11 protein-coding genes are annotated in these 20,774 nt (G+C 44.5%); 9 read left to right on the plus strand and 2 right to left on the minus strand.

The window, feature by feature from the left end; translation table 11 throughout:
* Positions 1 to 98: 98 nt before the first annotated feature.
* Both LLW17_RS12840 and LLW17_RS12845 read right to left on the minus strand, forming a co-directional pair.
* Entirely contained in the window at positions 99 to 626 is a 528-nt protein-coding gene (locus tag LLW17_RS12840; RefSeq protein ID WP_228230690.1) for an AAA family ATPase, read from the minus strand.
* Positions 627 to 877: 251 nt separating this feature from the next.
* Complete coding sequence (locus tag LLW17_RS12845; RefSeq protein ID WP_228230691.1) at positions 878 to 1,288, minus strand: helix-turn-helix domain-containing protein; 411 nt, start codon at positions 1,286 to 1,288, stop codon at positions 878 to 880.
* Between the two features lie 240 nt (positions 1,289 to 1,528).
* On the opposite strand from LLW17_RS12845, the gene LLW17_RS12850 reads away from it, so the two are divergent.
* From LLW17_RS12850 to LLW17_RS12890, 9 genes are all read left to right on the plus strand, one after another.
* Positions 1,529 to 2,431 (plus strand): hypothetical protein, encoded by a 903-nt coding sequence (locus LLW17_RS12850; RefSeq protein WP_228230692.1) that lies wholly within the window; start codon positions 1,529 to 1,531, stop codon positions 2,429 to 2,431.
* Positions 2,397 to 2,732, plus strand: coding sequence for a hypothetical protein (locus LLW17_RS12855; protein WP_228230693.1), 336 nt, complete (start codon positions 2,397 to 2,399; stop codon positions 2,730 to 2,732). Before LLW17_RS12850 ends, LLW17_RS12855 begins: the two co-directional genes overlap by 35 nt.
* A gap of 2,307 nt (positions 2,733 to 5,039) precedes the next feature.
* Complete coding sequence (locus tag LLW17_RS12860) at positions 5,040 to 8,327, plus strand: VCBS repeat-containing protein (protein ID WP_228230694.1); 3,288 nt, start codon at positions 5,040 to 5,042, stop codon at positions 8,325 to 8,327.
* A 168-nt stretch (positions 8,328 to 8,495) separates the two neighbouring features.
* Positions 8,496 to 9,536 (plus strand): LacI family DNA-binding transcriptional regulator, encoded by a 1,041-nt coding sequence (locus tag LLW17_RS12865; protein ID WP_228230695.1) that lies wholly within the window; start codon positions 8,496 to 8,498, stop codon positions 9,534 to 9,536.
* 114 nt (positions 9,537 to 9,650) lie between these two features.
* The gene (locus tag LLW17_RS12870) at positions 9,651 to 11,801 is read left to right on the plus strand and encodes an alpha-glucuronidase family glycosyl hydrolase (RefSeq protein WP_228230696.1); all 2,151 of its coding nucleotides are present in this window, start codon (positions 9,651 to 9,653) and stop codon (positions 11,799 to 11,801) included.
* A 1-nt stretch (position 11,802) separates the two neighbouring features.
* Positions 11,803 to 12,543, plus strand: coding sequence for an SDR family NAD(P)-dependent oxidoreductase (locus LLW17_RS12875; protein WP_228230697.1), 741 nt, complete (start codon positions 11,803 to 11,805; stop codon positions 12,541 to 12,543).
* A complete protein-coding gene (gene uxuA / locus LLW17_RS12880) occupies positions 12,544 to 13,710 on the plus strand; it encodes a mannonate dehydratase (protein WP_228230698.1) in 1,167 nt (388 codons plus the stop codon). It begins immediately after the preceding gene.
* A 40-nt stretch (positions 13,711 to 13,750) separates the two neighbouring features.
* Positions 13,751 to 16,555, plus strand: a complete 2,805-nt coding sequence (locus tag LLW17_RS12885; RefSeq protein ID WP_228230699.1) for a glycosyl hydrolase 115 family protein — start codon at positions 13,751 to 13,753, stop codon at positions 16,553 to 16,555.
* Positions 16,556 to 16,709: 154 nt separating this feature from the next.
* Positions 16,710 to 20,768 carry a hybrid sensor histidine kinase/response regulator transcription factor gene (locus tag LLW17_RS12890; protein WP_228230700.1) on the plus strand — a complete coding sequence of 1,353 codons (4,059 nt, stop codon included), beginning with the start codon at positions 16,710 to 16,712 and terminating at the stop codon, positions 20,766 to 20,768.
* Positions 20,769 to 20,774 lie beyond the last annotated feature (6 nt).

The following is a 20,774-nucleotide window of genomic DNA, read 5'->3' on the forward strand; positions in this document are numbered from 1 at the left end:
CTCTTTGAGAGCTTCTAAAACCACTTTGGTCTTGAACTTGGGTGTGAATTTTCTTCGTGTCATAAAACAGTAAATTTAAAGTTATTTTGGAACTTAAATTACTGTCCTAATTTTTGGGGGATGCTCAGTATATAGTTAAAAATGATTCGTTTGGCTATATATTCAGCTATTATTTTTGATTTTGAGTTTAAGGTTTTAGTTCCTTTTCCACGCTTTATTACCTTTATTGATGGTTCATGATCTTTCCCGATTTTAATTTCGATTGGTAATGTGCCGTTTAAATTACTCTTTATTTCTGTTTTAAATTCCGCAATCTCTTCACTTGATAATTCAAATTCAAGTCTAAAAATAGATTGTGTGTTTTTTGTTCTTGATTGCAGTGAAATAGGAAAATCTCTTTCCCAATTAAAATATAGGTCGTCATTTCTTCTTGAATAACCTCCGTATCTAATGGTTCTTTTAAGAGCATGATGACGTAAAACATACATTGCAATATTTAATGCTTTAAGAAGGTTTGACTTCCCTTCATTATTTTTACCTATAAGTACGGTTATTTCAGAAATTGGGATTTTATAAGCCGAAGTAATGCTCCTAAAATTTGTTATTGAGAAATTTACTATATTCATTCCTTATTTTATGTTTTTACGCAGTTGCAGTTAACTTGTAACATTCTCACTAAATCTATACACATCCTTTCAAAATTTACAGGATATCAGCACCTTATAGTTCTGTTTTTAAAAGTAGCCATTTGTATTTAAAGGAGTTTACAGATTTTCGTAAAACCCCATAACTTTATCGGAAGTTCAAAAAATTAGGCATAAAAAAACCCCAATCTCTAAAGCCTGGGGTTCAATCTAATTATTATGAAAAACGCAGTCTAGTTCTTCTTAAGCAACTCCTCCAAATAGCTCACTTTATCCTTTTCGGCCTGTACCAAACGTTCGTAGAGTTTTTTGTTCTCTTCGTAAGCTTCAACAAGTTTATCCAAAGGATTGAAAGTACACGTATTTTGATGTCCAAAATTGCTGCTTGAAACGGTATCATTGAACGTATTGAAGTAATTTATCATTGCCTCATCAGAGAAATTCTCAATCCCTTCTTTGGTTACGCCCAATACTTTAGCCACTTCTTCCAGCTTACTGTCTTCGAGGCTTTCGCTTTGCTCCATATGCGATACACTTTGCTGGCTGATGCCAAGTTCGTGCGCCAGGGCTTCCTGTTTCATCCCGCGCAGTTCGCGAATGCGGGCGATCTTTCTACCGATGTGGTTGGGTTTGGTTGTGGTCATAGTCTCAAAAATAAGGATTTCTTTTATAGCCTATCGGGCAGCGGTACGGGTAAAATACCAGCCTTAATGGGTAGGTTACCAGGTGTACGGGTGGATTACGCAGGGGGAGCGTGATACTTTTAACGTATAACAGAAACCTGTATTGCCGAAAGCTATTCAAAAGTAAGGCTTTTTCTCTTTAGTAGGTGCCCTACGCTTCTATTGAAAAGGGATTTTAGGCAATTCGTTAAAAACAGGATTATGAACACAGCACCCACTACAGATTTTGGCCTGCACGGCCTCATCCCCCTCCTCTGCTCCCTAAGCCGGGTACATACGGTCTATTTGATGCGGCAGATTACCACAAGCCTCACCAATGCGTATACGGGTGGCTTAAGTACCCCGATAAAACCCGATACCCGGGAGGTACTCACCCTGCTGGTGATCAGTCACGATCAGGTGGGCGACCCCAAGCATATACAGCACAGCATATTTAATAAGACGCAGGGCCGCTATGAGGTCTTTTCGATACATTTTACGCTACGGGAGGCCAACAGCCGCATCAACTGGGGCAGCAATTTTTTAAACCGGGTACTCCGGGAATCCCAACTGCTTTACCGGGAAGACCAGCGGCTGGAGCTACCCGCAGGCTACCTGCAGCATCCGCAGGTGTATGCCCGTATCGCTACCCACTGGAACGCCCGTTTGCAACGCGCCCGGTACTTTGAAACAAAGGCGGTAGACTGTGAAGACCCTCAAAGTAATTACGGGAAATGCCTGTTGCTGCAACAGGCGGTACAGCAGGCATGTCTGGGCCTGATTTACGTGTTTTGGGAATACCAGCCTTCCTGCTTTGCCCTCCCCTATGTGTTGCACCTGTGCGAACAGTTTTGCGACCTGCCGCAAATGATCTATCCCAAACGCTCCTTCAGATCCCACCGGGTTTATGCGCTGCTGTGCCACGCAACCTATAACCTGCATGAGAAAACGGGAACGGACGCTACCGACGCTGATGTCTGTAAAGTGGAACAGTTTACCTACCGGTTTATAAAAGCGGCCCGTCAATTGGCTGAGGAGAAACTCCGCGATTTGAACAAACTACACCATACACCTTCTCAAACAATCCCTTATGAAAAAGAAACAGATACGGGCACGGCTGAATGAACTTAAAGCTCAAAAGCTGGTGCACCTGAAGCCCAAAACCGGAAGAACCGGGCGCTATTATGAAGGCACCTACCGGGTAGGCAGTTATAGCGATCTGATGTTTTTAGTAACCAACCTGATTAAGGTTTCGGCCCTGGCCTTAGAAAAAAACGAGGGGGTATCTGAGCAGGAAATACCAGACGCGCAATACAACGTCCTCCAGGTGCTGCTGCATGCGTTACAACTTATTCCTGTTGAAGAACTGGAGCTTCTAGATGGGATTTCACAATTGATTGAAGAGGTAAATGGGGGTGAATTGTGATGCTGCATCGAGGGTATGCGAGTTGCTCCTTAACTGGAAAGCATAAAAAAACATCCCTCCAAACCTCCCTTCAAAGGGAGGCTTTAAGTTTAGTAAGAACAGACTCCCTTCCTTTGAAGGAAGGGCTGGGGATGGATGTTACCTGAAACGCTTTTCAGTTTATAATATAAGCCTGTCGGGCAGCTTTGATTATCAAGAATGTCATTTGGAGCCTGCCACACTAAGCGCAGTCGAGAAGTGCGTGGCGGTCAAAACCTACGTTGAGAGCGATGTATCAAAAAATCCACTTAGCAGGAAACATCCTAAAAAGAAAACAGAAAAACATCCCTCCAAACCTCCCTTCTAAGGGAGGCTTTAAGTTTAGCGAAAACACTCCCTTCCTTTGAAGGAAGGGCCGGAGATGGATGTTACCTGAAACTCACTTCGATTTATAATATAAGCCTCTCGGGCAGCTTTGATTATCAAGAATGTCATTTGGAGCCTGCCACACTAAGCGCAGTCGAGAAGTGCGTGGCGGTCAAAACCTACGTTGAGAGCGATGTATCAAAAAATCCACTTAGCAGGAAACATCCTAAAAAGAAAACAGAAAAACATCCCTCCAAACCTCCCTTCAAAGGGAGGCTTTAGGTTTAGCGAAAACACTCCCTTCCTTTGAAGGAAGGGCCGGGGATGGATGTTACCTGAAGCGCTCTTCGATATAATATAAACCTGTCGGGCAGCCTTGATTATCAGGAATGTCATTTCGATCGTAGCATGCGGAAGTTGATCGTCAGGAGGATTAATAGAACACAAAAAAAGCTAATGAGTACAAAGTAGCGGCCTATCAGGAGGTTCTCGTGAAATTTGACGTGAGCGCAACGTCGCAGGCGGTTCTGTTTGAGGCCGCCAGAGCGGCCGAGTTAAGCGCATGCAGTGAAGCGAACAATAAATTTAGAGAACCTCCTGTAAGCCTAGCGTTTTTTGTTTCTTTTTTGGGCGATGCAAAAAAGAAAGAGAATATGAAATGAAGTTGTTATTACTCTTCTTTGCCCACATGATTATTATTTCACGGCAACTCGTGAACCTCCTTTCGTCGGTTTGAGGAATTAGTTTATCAATGATTATTCCTTACTTTTCTTTGCTTGTCCAAAGAAAAGTAACAAAAGAAAAGACACCTTTTGGATAGGTATTTTTCGCCTTGAGGGCGAAAACCGCAGCAGTGCCCCTAAATTTTCTCCAAGGCTTCAAAAATTTTTAACGGGGCACAGCCGCTATACTGACCAAAAGGAAGCCTGCTATAGTATATTTCTGTAAAGAGGAATAATTCAATCAAGGTTTAAATGCGAATTCTGAACCTAGGAAGAGCTATTCGTTTACCTTATGGGAAGTGAGTGCGAAAGATAGAATTAGAAACATGACGTGCACACGATACAATCGCGCGCGAAGGATGAGTTGTACTCTAATTAAAAAGCATAAAAACGTCCCTCCAAACCTCCCTTCTAAGGGAGGCTTTAGGTTTAGCGAAAACACTCCCTTCCTTTGAAGGAAGGGCTGGGGATGGATGTTACCTGAAGCGCTCTTCGATTTACAGTCTAAGCCTGTTGAGCAGCCTTGCTTATTAGAAATGTCATTTCGATCGTATCACAAGGGAGTTGCTCGTCAGGATAATTAATACAACTGTTAAAAAGCTAATTAGCAAAAGTTACGACCTACAACGATTTATCGTAAAATTTGAAATGGGGCAGAGCGTTAAAGAATAGTCCTGTGGACTATTCTAGCGAATGAGCCAGCTTGCCGCGTAGGCCTGAGTGAAAATTTTAGACTGTTTGAGCTGCACGTATAGATTTTCCTTGCTGATTTATTCAAGCGAGTTTCTAAAATTAGCGAGGCACGCGATACAATCGCGCGCGAACAGTGGCGGTTCTGTTTAAGGCCGGAGCACCGGCTGAGTTAAGCGCATGCAACGCTGCGAACAAAAGATTTAGAGAACCTTTTGTAAGCCTTGATTTTTTTTGCGCGGCTGACTAGACGGGTTGTTTCTTTTTTGGGCGATGCAAAAAAGAAAGGGAATAGGAATTGAAGTTGTAATTAGTCTTCTTTACTCGCGTGATTTCTATTTCACGGGAGCTCGTGAATCTCCCAAAGTCGATTTAGTTCGCTATCGCCTATTGGTTTTGGAGCTCACGAATCGCGATTCGTAGCAGTGTATGCAAAATTCAATAAAACCTACTCCTACATTTCTGAACCCTCTCAAAATCATAAGCTTTTTTGTCTTCAGGGGATATTATAGTATATTCGACTATTAGTATCTCTGGTTCCGCAAAAGCTATGAATTGTAAGTCCCCTACCCTGTTGATTATTTTGCAGTTGCTCATTGCCAGCTCCTGTGAGCATACCACTTCCAAAAAGAGTGATGTAGCGTACGATACCTTATTCACCAAAATACCCGCAGAGCAGACCGGTATAGGCTTTACCAATTTTGTAAAGGAGACTGAAGATTTTCATCCCTTCAACTATCCTTATATCTATAACGGCGGCGGTGTTGCCATTGGCGACATCAACAACGACGGCCTGGATGATCTGTATTTCACCGCAAATCAAACAGCAAACAAACTCTACCTTAATAAAGGAGACCTTAAGTTTGAAGACATCACAGACCGGGCCGGAGTCGCAGACGCGCAGGGTTGGACCACCGGCGTTTCGATGATCGATATCAATAACGACGGCTGGCTCGATTTGTATGTATGCAAATCGGCTTCGCGAAATGAACCTGCATTGCGCAAAAACCTCCTGTTTGTTAATCAGCAAAACGGGACCTTTAAAGAAGAAGCAGCCCGATGGGGCATTGACGATGACGGCTTTTCGGTACAATCCTATTTTTTGGATTACGATAACGATGGAGATCTCGATTTGTTCCTCATCAATCACCGGGACGACTTTTTCAATTCCATAGATCTTGATGCGCTTTTGGCCGATAAAGACTTTTTCCCACAGACTTCAGATCATTTGTACCGCAATGAGGGCTCCTTTTTTACCGATGTTACGCTTGACAGTGGCATTGTAAATAAAGAATACAGCCTCAGTGCATCAATAGGAGATTTCAATAACGACGGCTGGCAAGATATTTTTGTGGCAAACGATTTTATCACGCCCGATAAATTGTACCTCAACAACCGGGACGGCACGTTTAGCAATCACATCAACACGCGGGTTAAGCATACCTCGTATAGCAGTATGGGTTCTGACTATGCAGATATCAACAACGATTTGCTACCCGATTTACTCGTGCTTGATATGTCTGCCGAAGATCACCAGCGCGGCAAGCAGAATATGCCCAGTATGGACACAAACGGGTTCCTGAAGACCGCCCTATCCGGATATCACTACGCTTACATGTCTAATGTGCTTAACCTCAACAACGGCAATGGCTATTTTAGCGATATCGCGCAGTACGCCGGCGTTGCCAAGACCGACTGGAGCTGGGCGCCGCTCTTAGCCGATTTTGATCAGGACGGTCATAAAGATATTTTTATCACTAACGGAATCAAGCGCGAACTGGGCAATCAGGATTTTGGGAATCTCATTCACAATTCGGGTAAATTCAATGTGGGCGAAGCGCCTATTGCAACCATTTTAGAGCAATTACCCAGCAATAAACTCAAGAATTACGCCTACAAAAACACCGGCCTGCTTGATTTTGAAAATGCCATCACCGCCTGGGGATTTGATGAGGCTCTAAATTCAAACGGCGCCGCCTATGGCGACCTCGATAATGACGGCGATCTGGACCTTGTTCTCAACAATATGGATGACCGGGCCTCGGTGTATCGCAACAATTCAACTGCTAATTTCCTTTCGGTAGAACTTAAAGGCCCCGGTAAAAACAATCTGGCCTTGGGCGCAACTGTGAGTATTTATACAGACAGCACCCAGCAACAGCAGCAATTGTATCTTTCAAGAGGCTTTCAGTCTTCGGTATCGCCCAGGCTTATTTTTGGTCTTGGTTCCGAAGAATACATCACCAGAATTGAAGTCGCATGGGGTGATGGTAAAATCTATACAGCAGAAAATCTGGACGCTAATCAGTTTTTACAAATCGATTACAAAGACTCTAATCCTGCTGCTAAATCACTACAACAGCCAATCCCTGAAAACTGGAAATCTATAAATCCCAAAAGTTTTGCCCTTGAGTATGCGCATCGCGAAAATTACTACAATGACTTTGACCGGCAGGTGCTTTTGCCTCAAAAACAATCGCAAAAAGGCCCGTCCTTTGCTGCAGCTGACCTCAATAATGATGGTCTGGAAGACTGGTTTATAGGAGGTGCTAAAGATCAACCCGGCATCATTTATCTGCGGGAACAATCGGGCACGTTTAAGGCACTGGCACAGCCGGCATTAGAAGCTGACCAAAAATACGAAGATCAAGGCGCGGTATTTTTTGATGCTGATGCTGATGGCGATCTCGACCTCTATGTGGCCAGCGGAGCCTATGAGTTGGACGAAAACGCGGCGCTGCTTCAGGACCGACTGTACCTCAATGACGGAAGTGGCAATTTCTCTAAATCCAGGGCATTGCCACAAATGTTGACTAATACTAAAGCAGTCGTGGCTTACGATTACGACGCGGACGGAGATCAGGATTTAATTGTGGGCGGTCACGTGGTTCCCGGAAAATATCCCCTGAGCGCACGCTCTTATGTTTTGCAAAATACAAACGGAAGCTTTACAGACGTGACCCGCGAGATAGCACCTCAATTTGAGAATTTAGGCATCCTAAACGATTTGCTCATCAGCGATTTTGACGGCGATGGCCGGGGCGAATTGATCGCAGTTGGCGAGTGGATGCCCATTCAGTTTTTTGATCTTAAGGATTCAAAATTTTCAAGAAAAGAAATTGACGACCTAACCAATACTTCCGGCTGGTGGAATACCATTGCCGAAATGGATTTTGACGGCGACGGTGATCTCGATTATTTTGTAGGCAATTTGGGCGGAAATAATAAATTTCAACCTACACCAGAGAAACCACTGTTCATTTTTGGCAGCAACTTTGACAACGACAAAACCTACGATATGGTGCTCAGTAAAACCTATCAGGGTAATCTGGTTCCCGTGCGCGGCAAAGAATGTTCGACAGCTCAAAATTCATTTGTAAGCGAAAAAATTAAAAGCTTTAAAGAATTTGCGAGTTCGTCTATGGAAGATATCTATGGAAGCGATCAGCTTTCCAATTCGTACAGGCAGGAAGTCACAGAGTTTCGGTCTGTGTATTTAGAAAATACCGGAAACGGAAACTTTAATCTGAAATACTTACCGGCAACCGCCCAACTGGGACCTACTATGTCGTTTGCCTTTGCTGATGTAAATAAAGATGGGTACACCGATATTATTGGTGCGGGAGGCATTTATGAAACCGAAGTAGAGACCGTGCGCTACGATGCCAATGTGGGCTATATTTTGCTGAATGATACCAAAGGAAATTTCAAGCCCTACAAAGACCGAAATTTTTACACAGGTGCAAATACACGCCACCTTCATCCGTTTACCACAAAGACCGAAAATTATCTGCTCGTAATCAATAACGACCGGCCTCTTTCGGTTTTTCAATATTAAAACTGTCCGGTTTATTTAAGACTCAGGTTTTCAGTAAATCAAAAAAATAGCGATTAAAAAACTTCAACCAGCCGCAAAATCATGAAAATCGAGTACTGTACATAACTTATGCTTTTTCAGCAATGACTTTCTAAAAAGCTATATTTGTTTTGCTAACCACCCTAAAAAATGAAAAAAAAGAAATCTTTTACGATTTACGACCTGGCGCGTAAACTCAATTACTCTCCAAGTACGATTTCACGAGCGCTGAAAAACCATCACAGCATCAGCGAGAAAACCATAGAAATAGTTAAAAAAGCTGCCGAGGAAGAAGGCTACCGCCCCAATATCCTGGCGGCGAGTCTGCGTAACAATCAAAGCAAAACCATAGGGGTTTTGGTCACCCGCATCAACCGGCCTTTCAGTTCGTCACTCATCAGCGGGATTGAAAATGCCGCAAGTAAAGAAGGTTACAACATTCTCATCAGCCAGTCTAATGACCTGTATAAAAACGAGGTGGCCAGTGTAAAAGCGCTGTTTGACTCCAGAGTTTGTGGTATTATCGCCACTCTGGGAATGGAAACCGAAAACGTCAAGCATTTTGACCAGTTTGCAAAGATTGGTGTTCCTGTGGTTTTTGTAGATCGCGTGCCGGCAGATTTTGAAAGCTATACCGTGGTTATTGATAATTATACCGCCGCGTTTAATGCCACAAATCACCTTATAGAGCAAGGTTGCACGCGCATTGCCCATTTTGCAGGTGCTCAGCATCTCAATGTTTACAGAGGCCGAAAGAAAGGCTATGTAGATGCTTTGATAAAAAATGGCCTTGCTGTTGACGACTCGTTAATCATTACCATGAAGTCTTTAAGCGCCGAAGAAGGGGAAGCCGCGACCGAACAACTGATGCAAACCGCCAACCCACCCGATGGTATTTTTTGCTCTAACGATACCACGGCTGTTAGCGCGATCTTAACGCTTAAAAAGCTGGGCGTGAAAATTCCGGAAGAAGTGGCCGTAATCGGCTTTAACGACGATCCCATTGCTTCTATTGTAGAACCAGCGCTCTCTACCGTCTCGCATCCTGCGCAGGAAATGGGCGAACTCTGTACCCGACGCATTTTGCAACATGTGCTTAAAAAAGAAGGAACACCAAAAATTGAGGAACGCAGCGTGCTCGATACCCATCTCATTATCAGAGCTTCGAGCAACCGCAAAAACAATCCATAAAAACAGAATCGCACTTGAAATACTTACACGATAACGCAATCGATTGTTTAATTTTCAGTAAATTTCCATTTTAAACCACTTTTCAATCGATTGAGAAAAAATGTCGATCCCGCTATGAAACAAAAAATTGCGCTTCTTGTATTGCTCCTTGTTCAGGGCCTTTCCGCTCAGGATGGTTATAAATTATGGCTTCAGTACTCCAAAATAGAACAGCCTCAACGTGCAGAGCAGTACACCGCTTACAATAAAAACCTAAAACTCGACACCGGCAGTGCTACTGCAAAAGTCATACACGAAGAGCTCAACACCGCTTTTGAAGGTATGCTGAATCTTAGCCCTGAATTAAATGGGGACGCACCGGGACTGCTTATTCTTAAAACATCGGCTCTTCCCGAAAAGCTTCAGAACCAATTCAAAGCACTCGAAGACCTGCCGGAAGATGCGTATGCAATACGCGCTACGCGCCTGGATAAACGCGATGTGATCGTCATTAGTGCTGCTTCTGAAAAAGGTTTGCTTTACGGGACGTTTGCCTACCTGCGGGAAATGCAGCAGCACAAAGACCTGTCGCAGCTGGACATCACCGATGCTCCAAAAATCAAAAAACGATTGCTCAATCATTGGGATAATCTGGACCGCACCATAGAGCGCGGTTACGCCGGCTTCTCGATCTGGGACTGGCATCTGTTGCCTAACCTCATTAAAGAAGAATATATAGATTATGCCCGTGCCAACGCGTCAATCGGCATTAACGGTACGGTATTAAACAACGTAAACGCCAGCGCTTACATCCTTCAGGAAGATTACCTGCAGAAAGTAAAAGCGCTTGCAGACGCCTTCAGACCTTATGGAATACAGGTGTACCTTACCGCTCGCTTTTCGGCACCAATAGAAATTGGCGGACTCCAAACTGCAGACCCGCTTAATGCCGAAGTTCAAAACTGGTGGAATGAAAAAGCAAAGGAAATTTATACGCTGATTCCTGATTTTGGCGGGTTTCTGGTAAAAGCCAATTCGGAAGGACAACCGGGACCTAACAATTACGGCAGGTCTCACGTAGACGGCGCCAATATGCTGGCTGAGGCCGTGGCACCCTATAACGGAATTGTAATGTGGCGTGCTTTTGTGTATTCCGATGAAAAGCCGGAAGACCGGGCAAAGCAGGCCTATAGCGAGTTTGTTCCCTTCGACGGAAAATTTAAAGATAATGTACTGGTTCAGGTAAAAAATGGGGCTATCGATTTTCAGCCGCGTGAGCCTTTCCATCCTTTATTTGGCGCCATGCCCGAAACTCCATTGATGATGGAATTTCAAATCACTCAGGAATATCTGGGCGGAATGTCTCATCTGGCATTTTTACCCAAACTTTTCGAAGAAACCCTGCAGGCAGATACCTACGCTAAAGGAGCCGGAAGCACGGTAGCTAAAGTGGTTGATGGCAGCCTTACAAACACCCAATTAACCGGGATGGCGGGTGTCTCAAACATCGGTAACGCGCGTAACTGGACCGGGCATCCTTTTGCACAGGCAAACTGGTACGGCTTTGGCCGCCTGGCCTGGAATCCTGAACTCAGCGCCAAAACCATCGCCGAAGAATGGCTGGCACAGACCTTTACGCCTAATCCCGAATTTGTAAAGCCAATGACCTCCCTCCTGCTCGATTCGCGCGAAGCGGTCGTAAACTATATGACCCCGCTGGGACTGCATCACATTATGGCCGAAGGGCATCATCAGGGTCCGGGACCCTGGGTTAAAGATTTGGGCAGGGAAGACTGGACTTCGGTGTACTATCACAAGGCAGACAGCCTTGGGATTGGTTTTGACCGCACCTCCACCGGTAGCGATGCGCTTGCTCAATACGCTCCTGAAATTGAAAAAGCCTACGAAAATATAGAAACAACACCACAGCAATACCTGCTTTGGTTTCACCATGTGCCCTGGGATTATAAACTCGATAACGGTGAAACGCTTTGGTACAACCTGGCACGAAAATACCAGGATGGCGTGGAAGAAGTTGAAGCCATGATCAACACCTGGCAGGAAATGAAGCCTTATGTAGGCGAACAGGTTTATGAAAAAACCCGTATGCTGTTGAGCATTCAGCTTGAGGAAGCCCAGTGGTGGCGCGACTCGTGCCTGCTGTATTTTCAGCAGTTTTCAAACAAAGAAATGCCGGAATTTATTCCGGAAGCCAAACACACTCTTGATTATTACCAATCCATCCGGGACCCGTATGCGCCCGGTATAAAACCTTCATGGGATTAATATGAAACAACTTGTAGCATTAGTTACCGGCGGCAATGCCGGTTTAGGTTTCGCAACCGCAAAAAAACTCTGTGATGAAAACATCATCACCTACATCATAGGCCGCAACGCCGAAAAAACGGAGCAGGCCCGGCAGGAACTGGGTCCCAACGCCCGGACGTATATTCTGGATCTGGCGGAACTCGATAAAATTCCGCAGGCCATCGCACATATTGCTGAAGAAGCAGGCAGCATTGACATTTTGGTGAACAATGCAGGCATCAATATGAAAAAAGACTTTCTTGAGGTTACCGATGACGAATTTCAACGCATCATTCACACCAATCTGACCAGTGTGTTTGTGGTAACCCGCGAAGTGACCAAAGTGATGAAAAGTCAAAACTCGGGCAGCATCATCAACATCAGTTCGATGGCAGCCCAGTACGGGATTCCCAAGGTCGTTGCCTACACCGCCAGCAAATCGGCGATTGAGGGAATGACGCGGTCTATGGCGGTTGACCTGGCGCCCTTTGGCATACGTGTGAATTGCGTGGCACCCGGTTTTATCAAAACCAATATGTCGAGCAAAGCGCTTGACAGCGACCCGGAACGCAAAAACAAGGTATTGGGCCGTACCCCGATGGGCAAGCTGGGAGAACCGGCAGACATAGGCGATACCGTTTATTACTATGCTTCCGATCTTTCTAAATTTACAACTGGCACCGTGCTTTGTGTAGACGGTGGAAACTCAATAGGATTTTAAATGAATACAACCATTATCAAAACCATGCGCTGGTATGGAGAGCGCGATTTATTAAGCCTTGAAGACTTACGTCAGGCAGGTATTACCGGTATTGTAACCGCTTTGCATCACATTCCGGTTGGGGATATTTGGTCTCCCGAAGAAATCAAAAAAACCAAAGATAAGATCGAAGCCGCCGGAATGAGCTGGGATGTGGTCGAAAGTTTACCTGTGCACGAAAACATTAAAAAACGCACCGGCAACTATGAAGAGCTTATTGAAAATTATAAAGTAAGCCTGAAGAATCTGGCCGATCAGGGCATTTACACAATCACCTATAACTTTATGCCCATTCTGGACTGGGTGCGCACCGATCACCGCTTTAAAAATGCGGTAGGTGCCGAAATTTTAAAATACGATCCCGTAAAGTTTAAGGCTTTTGACCTGTTTATGCTGAAAAGACCCGGAGCCGAAAGCGATTATACCGAAGCGCAGATCGCCGAAGCTAAAGAGAAATACGACTCGCTATCTGAAGAAGAGCGCGACGTGCTTAAAAAGAGTGTGATGCTGGGCTTACCCGGCAGCACCGTAGATTTCACTACCGAAGATCTCCTGAATCAACTCGCCGAATATAAGGATATTGATGAAAGCAAATTGCGCGAGCATTTGGTACTGTTCTTAAAAGCCGTAACGCCTACTGCAGATGCAGTGGGTGCCAAACTGGCCATTCACCCGGATGATCCGCCGTTTTCGGTATTGGGATTACCACGCATTGTGAGCACGGCAGAGGACCTTAACTACATCTTTTCGCAGATCGAATCAACCTCCTGCGGCCTTTGCTATTGCACCGGTTCGCTGGGGGCTAACCCGGCAAATGATTTGCCTCAAATTTTTGACACCCATAAAGAGCGGGTGCATTTTCTACATCTGCGCAACGTACAGAAATTTGAAGACGGTTCGTTTTACGAATCAGACCATCTGGACGGCGACGTACCTATGAAGCAGGTGATGCGCCAAATCATCGATTACAACACCGCCAATGGTAAACGAATCCCAATGCGTCCTGACCACGGGTATTTACACGCCCTGGAGAAGCACAAGCCCTATTATGTAGGCTATTCGTTTATAGGCAGATTGAAAGGTCTGGCTGAACTCTCCGGTCTGGAGCTGGGATTGCAGAAAAATTAAACTCTAAAATCGGGTGTAGAAAACCCAAAAAACTCAACTTATGTTTTTAAAATCATTCAGGCTGAACCTCGAAAAACTCGTAGTCCTTGTTGCCCTGGTCTCTTTTCAAGGACTCCTTGCTCAGCAAAATCTGGTATCAACCACACCTGTTACCGAAGGCTTTACGCTAAGTGATTCTAAAACCACCGCAAACCTGATTGTCGATGCTGCAGATTATGAAGGCGTGCATATCGCCGCTAAAAACCTGCAGCTCGATCTGGAGCGGGTCACCGGCAAAAAACCGGAAGTTTTCAACAGGCTTTCGGGCAAACCGCAACTGATTATCGGTACGCTTGGAAAGAGCAGCTTTATTGACTCGCTGGCACAAACCGGTAAGCTGGATGTTTCCGCTATTAAAAACCAGTGGGAAGCCTTCAGCATTCAGCAGGTAGACGGTGATCTAATTATCGCAGGTAGCGATAAACGCGGTACGATTTACGGTATTTACACCCTTTCGGAAGCCATAGGCGTATCGCCCTGGTACTGGTGGGCAGACGTACCTGTTAAGAAATCGGAGCAGCTTTATGTAAATGCTGCAAACTACACCAACCCCGGACCTAAAGTGCACTACCGCGGTATTTTCATCAATGATGAAGCCCCTGCCCTATCGGGCTGGGTGGGTGAAAATTACGGCAGTTTTAACCACGAGTTTTACGAGCACGTTTTTGAACTGATTTTAAGATTGAAAGGCAATTACCTCTGGCCGGCGATGTGGGGACGCGCCTTTTACGACGATGATCCTGAAAATGCCGTACAGGCCGAAAAATACGGCGTGGTCATAGGTACTTCACACCACGAACCCCTGATGCGCGCTCACGTAGAATGGGATCGTTACGGGAAAGGCGACTGGAATTATGCCACCAATCCCGAAGTTTTACGGGACTTCTGGAAAGCGGGCATTGAGCGTATGGGCGATAACGAAAGTATTGTAACCGTAGGAATGCGTGGCGATGGCGACGAACCCATGACCGAAGGAACAGCTATCGAACTGCTGGAAGGGATTGTAAAAGACCAACGCCAAATTATTGAAGACGTTACCGGAAAACCGGCAAGCGAGACGCCGCAAATCTGGGCGCTTTATAAAGAAGTGCAGGATTATTACGATCAGGGGATGCGTGTTCCTGATGATGTTACGCTGCTTTTGGCCGATGATAACTGGGGAAATATCCGCAAACTGCCCAATCCCGAAGATGCCGGGCGCACCGGTGGTTACGGTATTTACTATCATTTTGATTACGTGGGCGGACCGCGCAACTACAAATGGCTCAACACCAATCAGATTTCCCGTGTTTACGAGCAGATGTCTCTGGCTTACGAATATAACGCCCGCAAAATCTGGATTGTAAACGTGGGCGACATTAAACCGATGGAATATCCCATCAGCTTCTTTCTGGACTATGCCTGGAATCCGGAAAGCTTCGACCTTGCTGATTTAAAAAAATATCCTGAGCAATGGGCTGCGGGACAATTTGGCGACACCTACGCTTCTGAAATTGCCGGGTTGATTCAGACCTACAGCACGCTGGCAAGCCGTCGCAAACCCGAGCTTTTGAGTCCGAAAACTTTCAGCCTAAATCATTTTAATGAAGCGGAGCGCATACTTCAGGAATATAATACGCTGGAGCAGGAGGCAAAAAAAATCAAAGAAAAACTTGACGAGTCGTATCAATCGGCTTATTATCAATTGGTTTTGTTTCCCATTGAAGCGATGGCAAACCTAAACAGACTGTATATCGCGGCTGCAAAAAACCACTTATATGCTGAGCAGGGCCGAAATACCGCAAACGCCTATGCGGAACAGGTAGCCGAATTTTTTGAAAAAGACAAAGAACTCACCCAGGCCTATCACAGTCTGAATGATTCAAAATGGAATCATTTTATGGATCAGACTCACATAGGTTATACGTACTGGCAGGAACCCAGGCAAAACGTCATTCCTGAAACCAAACAGATTGAAATTCCGCAGGAAGGACATTTGGGGATCTCCATTGCAGGAACCGAAGCCTATTTCCCGAAAGATCAGGTTTTAAATGTGTTGCCCTTTGACCAGTCGCATCAGCATCAGCAACTCACCCTGTTCAATACCGGAAAGGAAGAGGTTGACTACAAAATCAAGAAATTACCAAAATGGCTGAAAGTTGATCAGAAAAAAGGAGCCGTAAAAACCGAACAGCAACTTACTTTGAGTTTAATTCCCGGTAAATTACCTGCTTCAGATCAGGATGGCGTCATCAGTATTCAGTCAGATCACGGAATGGCGGACCTACAGGTAAGCTACAATCCCTATCCTGCCGGTGCTGAAGGTACTGTGTCCTACGCCGGCTTGATCAGCATACCGGCTACAGCATTTACAGCAAACACAGGCTGGGAGCAAATTCCCGATCTGGGCAGACAGGACATCGCCCTGCGACCTGAGATTAAATTCTCAAAAGATATAACACCTGAAAACACCGCTCTTACCTACGAGCTTTACGCAAACGAGGCAATTGATGGAACCATAACCTTTAACCTTTCTCCCACCCTCGATTTTAAAAATCAGGGCGGACTCAAATTTCAGTATCAGATTGACGACGAGCCTGTACAGACGCTCAATATGCATAAAGACACCCCCGACAACTGGAACAGCAGCGTAGCCAATAACACCACCCGCGTTGTAGCTCCCGTACGTCTTCAAAAAGGTGCACATCAGCTTAAAATTTACGGGGTAGATCCTGCAATTGTACTGCAGCACATCATCATCCGGTCAGAAACGAATAATCAGTCTTTCTACCTGGCTCCTGTAACGATTGCGGGATTAAAAGACTAACTTGTGGAAACGCATTTTAAAGCCCTGAAAAATTCAGTATATCGCAAGCAATTCGATATCTTGTAACCTGAAAATCTGTATATTAATCAAGTTCTGACAGCCAAAATGAATCATCAGCCCGGAAAGCGCGTCAACCCATTATAAACTGTTTCTCTTGAATCAAAAAATACGAATTTATCTACTCTTTCAACTCGTTTTTGTCCTGGGCAGTTATGCCCAAAACGGAAGGATTTTTTCTTCAGATTCAGAATTGTCAAGTAGTTTAATCAATGCTATTTATCAGGATCATAAAGGCTACATCTGGATTGCTACCGAAGACGGGCTTAACAAATACGACGGTGCTAAATTTGTAACCTATAAAAAGAATGCAAACGATTCTACTTCCCTCCTGAATAATTACGTAAAAAGCATTTTTGAAGACCGAAATAACAATCTGTATTTCGGCCTTTTTAACGGGCTACAGATTTATGACCATGCTACAGACGCGTTTAAGCAAATTCCGCTTTCTATTGGTTTAGAATATGCTTACGATGCGCACGTCACGTCGCTGACCCAGCGCAAGAACGGTGAAATTCTCATAGGTACCTCGGGCCGAGGGGTATTCCGGCTACAGAAACAGGGTGATGATTATCTGGCCGAAAATCTTCCGGGATTTTTACCCACTGCTTTTGTTGATCATATTTATCAGGACAGCCGGCACAGGCTTTGGTTTATTACCCCGGAAACAGGAGTTTTTCTCGTAGATCAAAATAATACCGTAACCCCTCTGTTACAAAATGGTAAGGTGCGCGCCACAGTGTCTACCGTGGCAGAAGGTAAAAACGGTAGCATTTACGTAGGCACTTACACCGAAGGCCTGTTTAAATACAACGAAAAAAAGAAGGTTTTTGAATCGATTCCCAATACTCAAAACCTGGTCATTCACAGTCTGCACCTCAACTCAGAAGATGAAATGCTGGTTGGAACAGACGGGGACGGACTTTATAAATTTGATCCTTCCACACAAAAGCTGGAACCCTATCCTATCATCATATCCAGTTTTGACTCATCGAGATCAAAAGTTCACGATATCGTTGAGGATAACGAAGGAAACACCTGGCTGAGTCTTTATCAAAAAGGCGTAGTTCTGCTTCCTAAAAAGGAAAACAATTTTAATTACATCGGTTACGAGTCGAGCAAACTGGACATTATAGGTTCTAATTGCGTGATGTCTGTTTTTAAAGATTCAAGAGGTATTTTATGGGTGGGGACCGATGGAGACGGCCTTTATAGTATTTCACCCCAAAATGAAGTACTAAAACATTATAAAGACCAAAACTACCTCGGCAGCAAACTCAACACGGTAGTCTCTATTTATGAAGACAGCCAAAATACCATTTGGATTGGCACCTATTTAAATGGCCTGGCGAAAATCAAAAAAAACTCTGAAACCATTGATTTTGTTACCGATCTGATGGATGAATACGGAAATCCCGTAAAGAGTATTTACAGTATCGTGGAAGATTCCAGGCAAAATCTGTGGCTGGGCTCTATGGGTTCGGGTCTTTTTAAACTCAGTCTCAACACCAATGCCATCACAGCGTGCAATGTACAAATAGCAGATGCGCCATTAGGACCTAAATTTTTCAACAACAGATGGATAAATGATTTATTACTTAGTGAAAGTCAGGATATCCTGTATGTAGCTTCGTATGACGGTATCAGCAGGTTTCATCTCAAAACAGAGCAATTCCTGTCTTTTGAAACCGGTATTCGCCGATTTGACGGTGAGATCGTGTACACCATTCTCAAAGACGCCGAAGCTTATCTTTGGATTGGTACCGCAAACGGTTTGAAGAAAATAGACGGGGAATTGAATGGACTGGCCCACTACACCATAGAAGACGGCCTGCCAAACAACACCATTTGCGCTATAGAACAGGACAGCAACGGGATGCTGTGGGTAAGTACCAATCAGGGAATTTCAGAATTTAATCCGGCTAAGGAAACCTTTCTCAATTACTACTTCAACGATGGTTTACAGGGCAATGAGTTCAGCAAAAATGCTTCTTATCTGTATGAAGAAAATCAGTTGATCTTTGGCGGAATTAACGGGGTCACCTATTTCAACCCACAAACCATTTTAGAAACAGACAAGAAACCGGATATCTACATTATAGATGTCTATCTGCAAAATACGCCCATTCGCAAAGGGATGAAATCGGGCTCCTATGAAATTTTAGATAAAGCCATTATCGAGGCAGACACCATCAATCTTGCCTATCGGGATAATTCATTCAGTCTGGAATTTTCTTCGATGGAGTACCGGAATCCCAAACGCATCTCCTATGCCTATGCGATAAATAACGGTCCCTGGATTAATCTTACGCAGGGGGTTAATACCGTGGCTTTTGACAATCTGGAAGCCGGCACCTATAATTTTAAACTGCGGGCTAAAGACTACGACCAGTTTTCGGAAATCAAGAATTTTACGGCCATCATACACCCGCTCTGGTATCTATCGCCTGCCGCCAAACTGGGGTATTTTATTGTGTTTGTAATCATCATTGCCTTTGTAATCTACCAGTTAAAACAACGTCAGGAAAGCAGAAACCGACTGAGGGAATATCAAAAATCAAGACAAATCAACGAGGCCAAACTGCAATTTCTCACTAACATCTCGCACGATATTCGCACGCCGCTTACGATGATCATCAATCCGCTTAAAAAGTTGCTGCACACTGATGAAGATCCCATACGCCGCAAATCATACAAGACGATGATGCGCAATACAGATCGCATTTACCATCTGGCAAACCAGCTTCTTGATGTGCGCAAAATTGACAGCGGTCAACTCGAACTTCGTTTTGAGAAGGTCGAAATGGTTTCTTATATAGCAGAAATCTGTGCCATTTTTGAGGATCAAATTGAAGCCAAAGCGATTGAGTTTGAATTTAAACACGAAATGGATGCGCTTTTTGCCTGGGTAGATCCCAATTATTTTGATAAGATCATTCAAAACCTGGTTGCAAACTCCCTGAAGTTTGTCAAAAAAGGCGGAAAAATTCAGGTAGTGCTCGAAACCAAACCCAACGAAGAGCAGGCAAATCACCCGGGCTTCTTTGAAGTTTGTGTTATTGATGATGGTATCGGCATTAAGAAAGGTATGGAAAATTTAGTCTTTGACCGGTTCTACCAGGTTAAGGGAACTCCGCATCATCTGGAAGGAACAGGTATAGGGCTTAACCTTACCCGCTCTATCGCCGAATTGCATCATGGTACCATTTATGCCGAAAATAACGAAGATGGCAAAGGCTGTAAGTTTGTAACCCGCATTCCTCTTGGAGATGCACATTTGCTTCCGCATCAGTTGTATGAAAGTGAATTGAAGCATTCCGGGAATGAGCCTGCACCACAGGAAATCACCAGGTCTGAAGCACTTCCGGAGAAAGAAGTCACGCAAAGCGGCACTAAAATCCTGGTTGTTGACGATGACCTCGAAATACGCAAATACATCAAAAGAGAGCTGGGCGACCGCTTTAAAGTAGCATTGGCTGCTAACGGAAAAGAAGCGCTGGCCTATGTATTGAAAGAAGCTCCCGATCTCGTGATCAGCGATATTATGATGCCCGAAATGGACGGTTTAGAACTGTGCAGACGCATCAAGAAAAACATCAACATCAACCACATTCCGGTGATACTGCTTACGGCTAAATCAACACAGGAGCGCAATCTGGAAAGTTTGAATCTGGGGGCTGATGCCTATATCCCCAAGCCTTTTGACGTGGCCATTTTACAAAAAACAGCGCTGAATCTCATTCAAAACCGCAAGCTGCTTAAGAATAACTACGACGGCAGTCAATTGCAGGAAGATAAGGTTAAACAGGTAGAGCTGGAAAGTTCTGATGAAATCCTGTTGAAAAAGGTAATGGGTTATATCAACGATAATTTAGATAACCCCAACCTGAATGTGGAAATGATCGCCAATGCTGTGGGTATTAGCCGCGTGCACCTGTATCGCAAACTAAAAGAATTGACCAATCAATCGGCTAGCGATCTGATGAAAAACATTCGTTTAAAACAAGCGGCAGATCTTTTGGCTGCAAAATCTATAAGTGTGGCTGAAGTAGCTTATGCGGTAGGTTTCTCCAATTTATCAACCTTCTCCACCAGCTTTAAAAACCTCTACGGAATTCCCCCTAAAAAGTACCAGGAGACCCATCTTAAAGAATAAGACTGA

The organism is Leeuwenhoekiella parthenopeia, assembly GCF_020782115.1.
GTDB lineage: Bacteria > Bacteroidota > Bacteroidia > Flavobacteriales > Flavobacteriaceae > Leeuwenhoekiella > Leeuwenhoekiella parthenopeia.

Bases quoted from the DNA above. Each gene is read 5' to 3' on its own strand.
- LLW17_RS12850 (WP_228230692.1), top strand. From the start codon at position 1,529: ATGAACACAGCACCCACTACAGATTTTGGCCTGCACGGCCTCATCCCC.
- LLW17_RS12885 (WP_228230699.1), top strand. From the start codon at position 13,751: ATGTTTTTAAAATCATTCAGGCTGAACCTCGAAAAACTCGTAGTCCTT.
- LLW17_RS12875 (WP_228230697.1), top strand. From the start codon at position 11,803: ATGAAACAACTTGTAGCATTAGTTACCGGCGGCAATGCCGGTTTAGGT.
- uxuA (WP_228230698.1), top strand. From the start codon at position 12,544: ATGAATACAACCATTATCAAAACCATGCGCTGGTATGGAGAGCGCGAT.
- LLW17_RS12840 (WP_228230690.1), bottom strand. From the start codon at position 626: ATGAATATAGTAAATTTCTCAATAACAAATTTTAGGAGCATTACTTCG.
- LLW17_RS12855 (WP_228230693.1), top strand. From the start codon at position 2,397: ATGAAAAAGAAACAGATACGGGCACGGCTGAATGAACTTAAAGCTCAA.
- LLW17_RS12860 (WP_228230694.1), top strand. From the start codon at position 5,040: ATGAATTGTAAGTCCCCTACCCTGTTGATTATTTTGCAGTTGCTCATT.
- LLW17_RS12870 (WP_228230696.1), top strand. From the start codon at position 9,651: ATGAAACAAAAAATTGCGCTTCTTGTATTGCTCCTTGTTCAGGGCCTT.
- LLW17_RS12845 (WP_228230691.1), bottom strand. From the start codon at position 1,288: ATGACCACAACCAAACCCAACCACATCGGTAGAAAGATCGCCCGCATT.
- LLW17_RS12865 (WP_228230695.1), top strand. From the start codon at position 8,496: ATGAAAAAAAAGAAATCTTTTACGATTTACGACCTGGCGCGTAAACTC.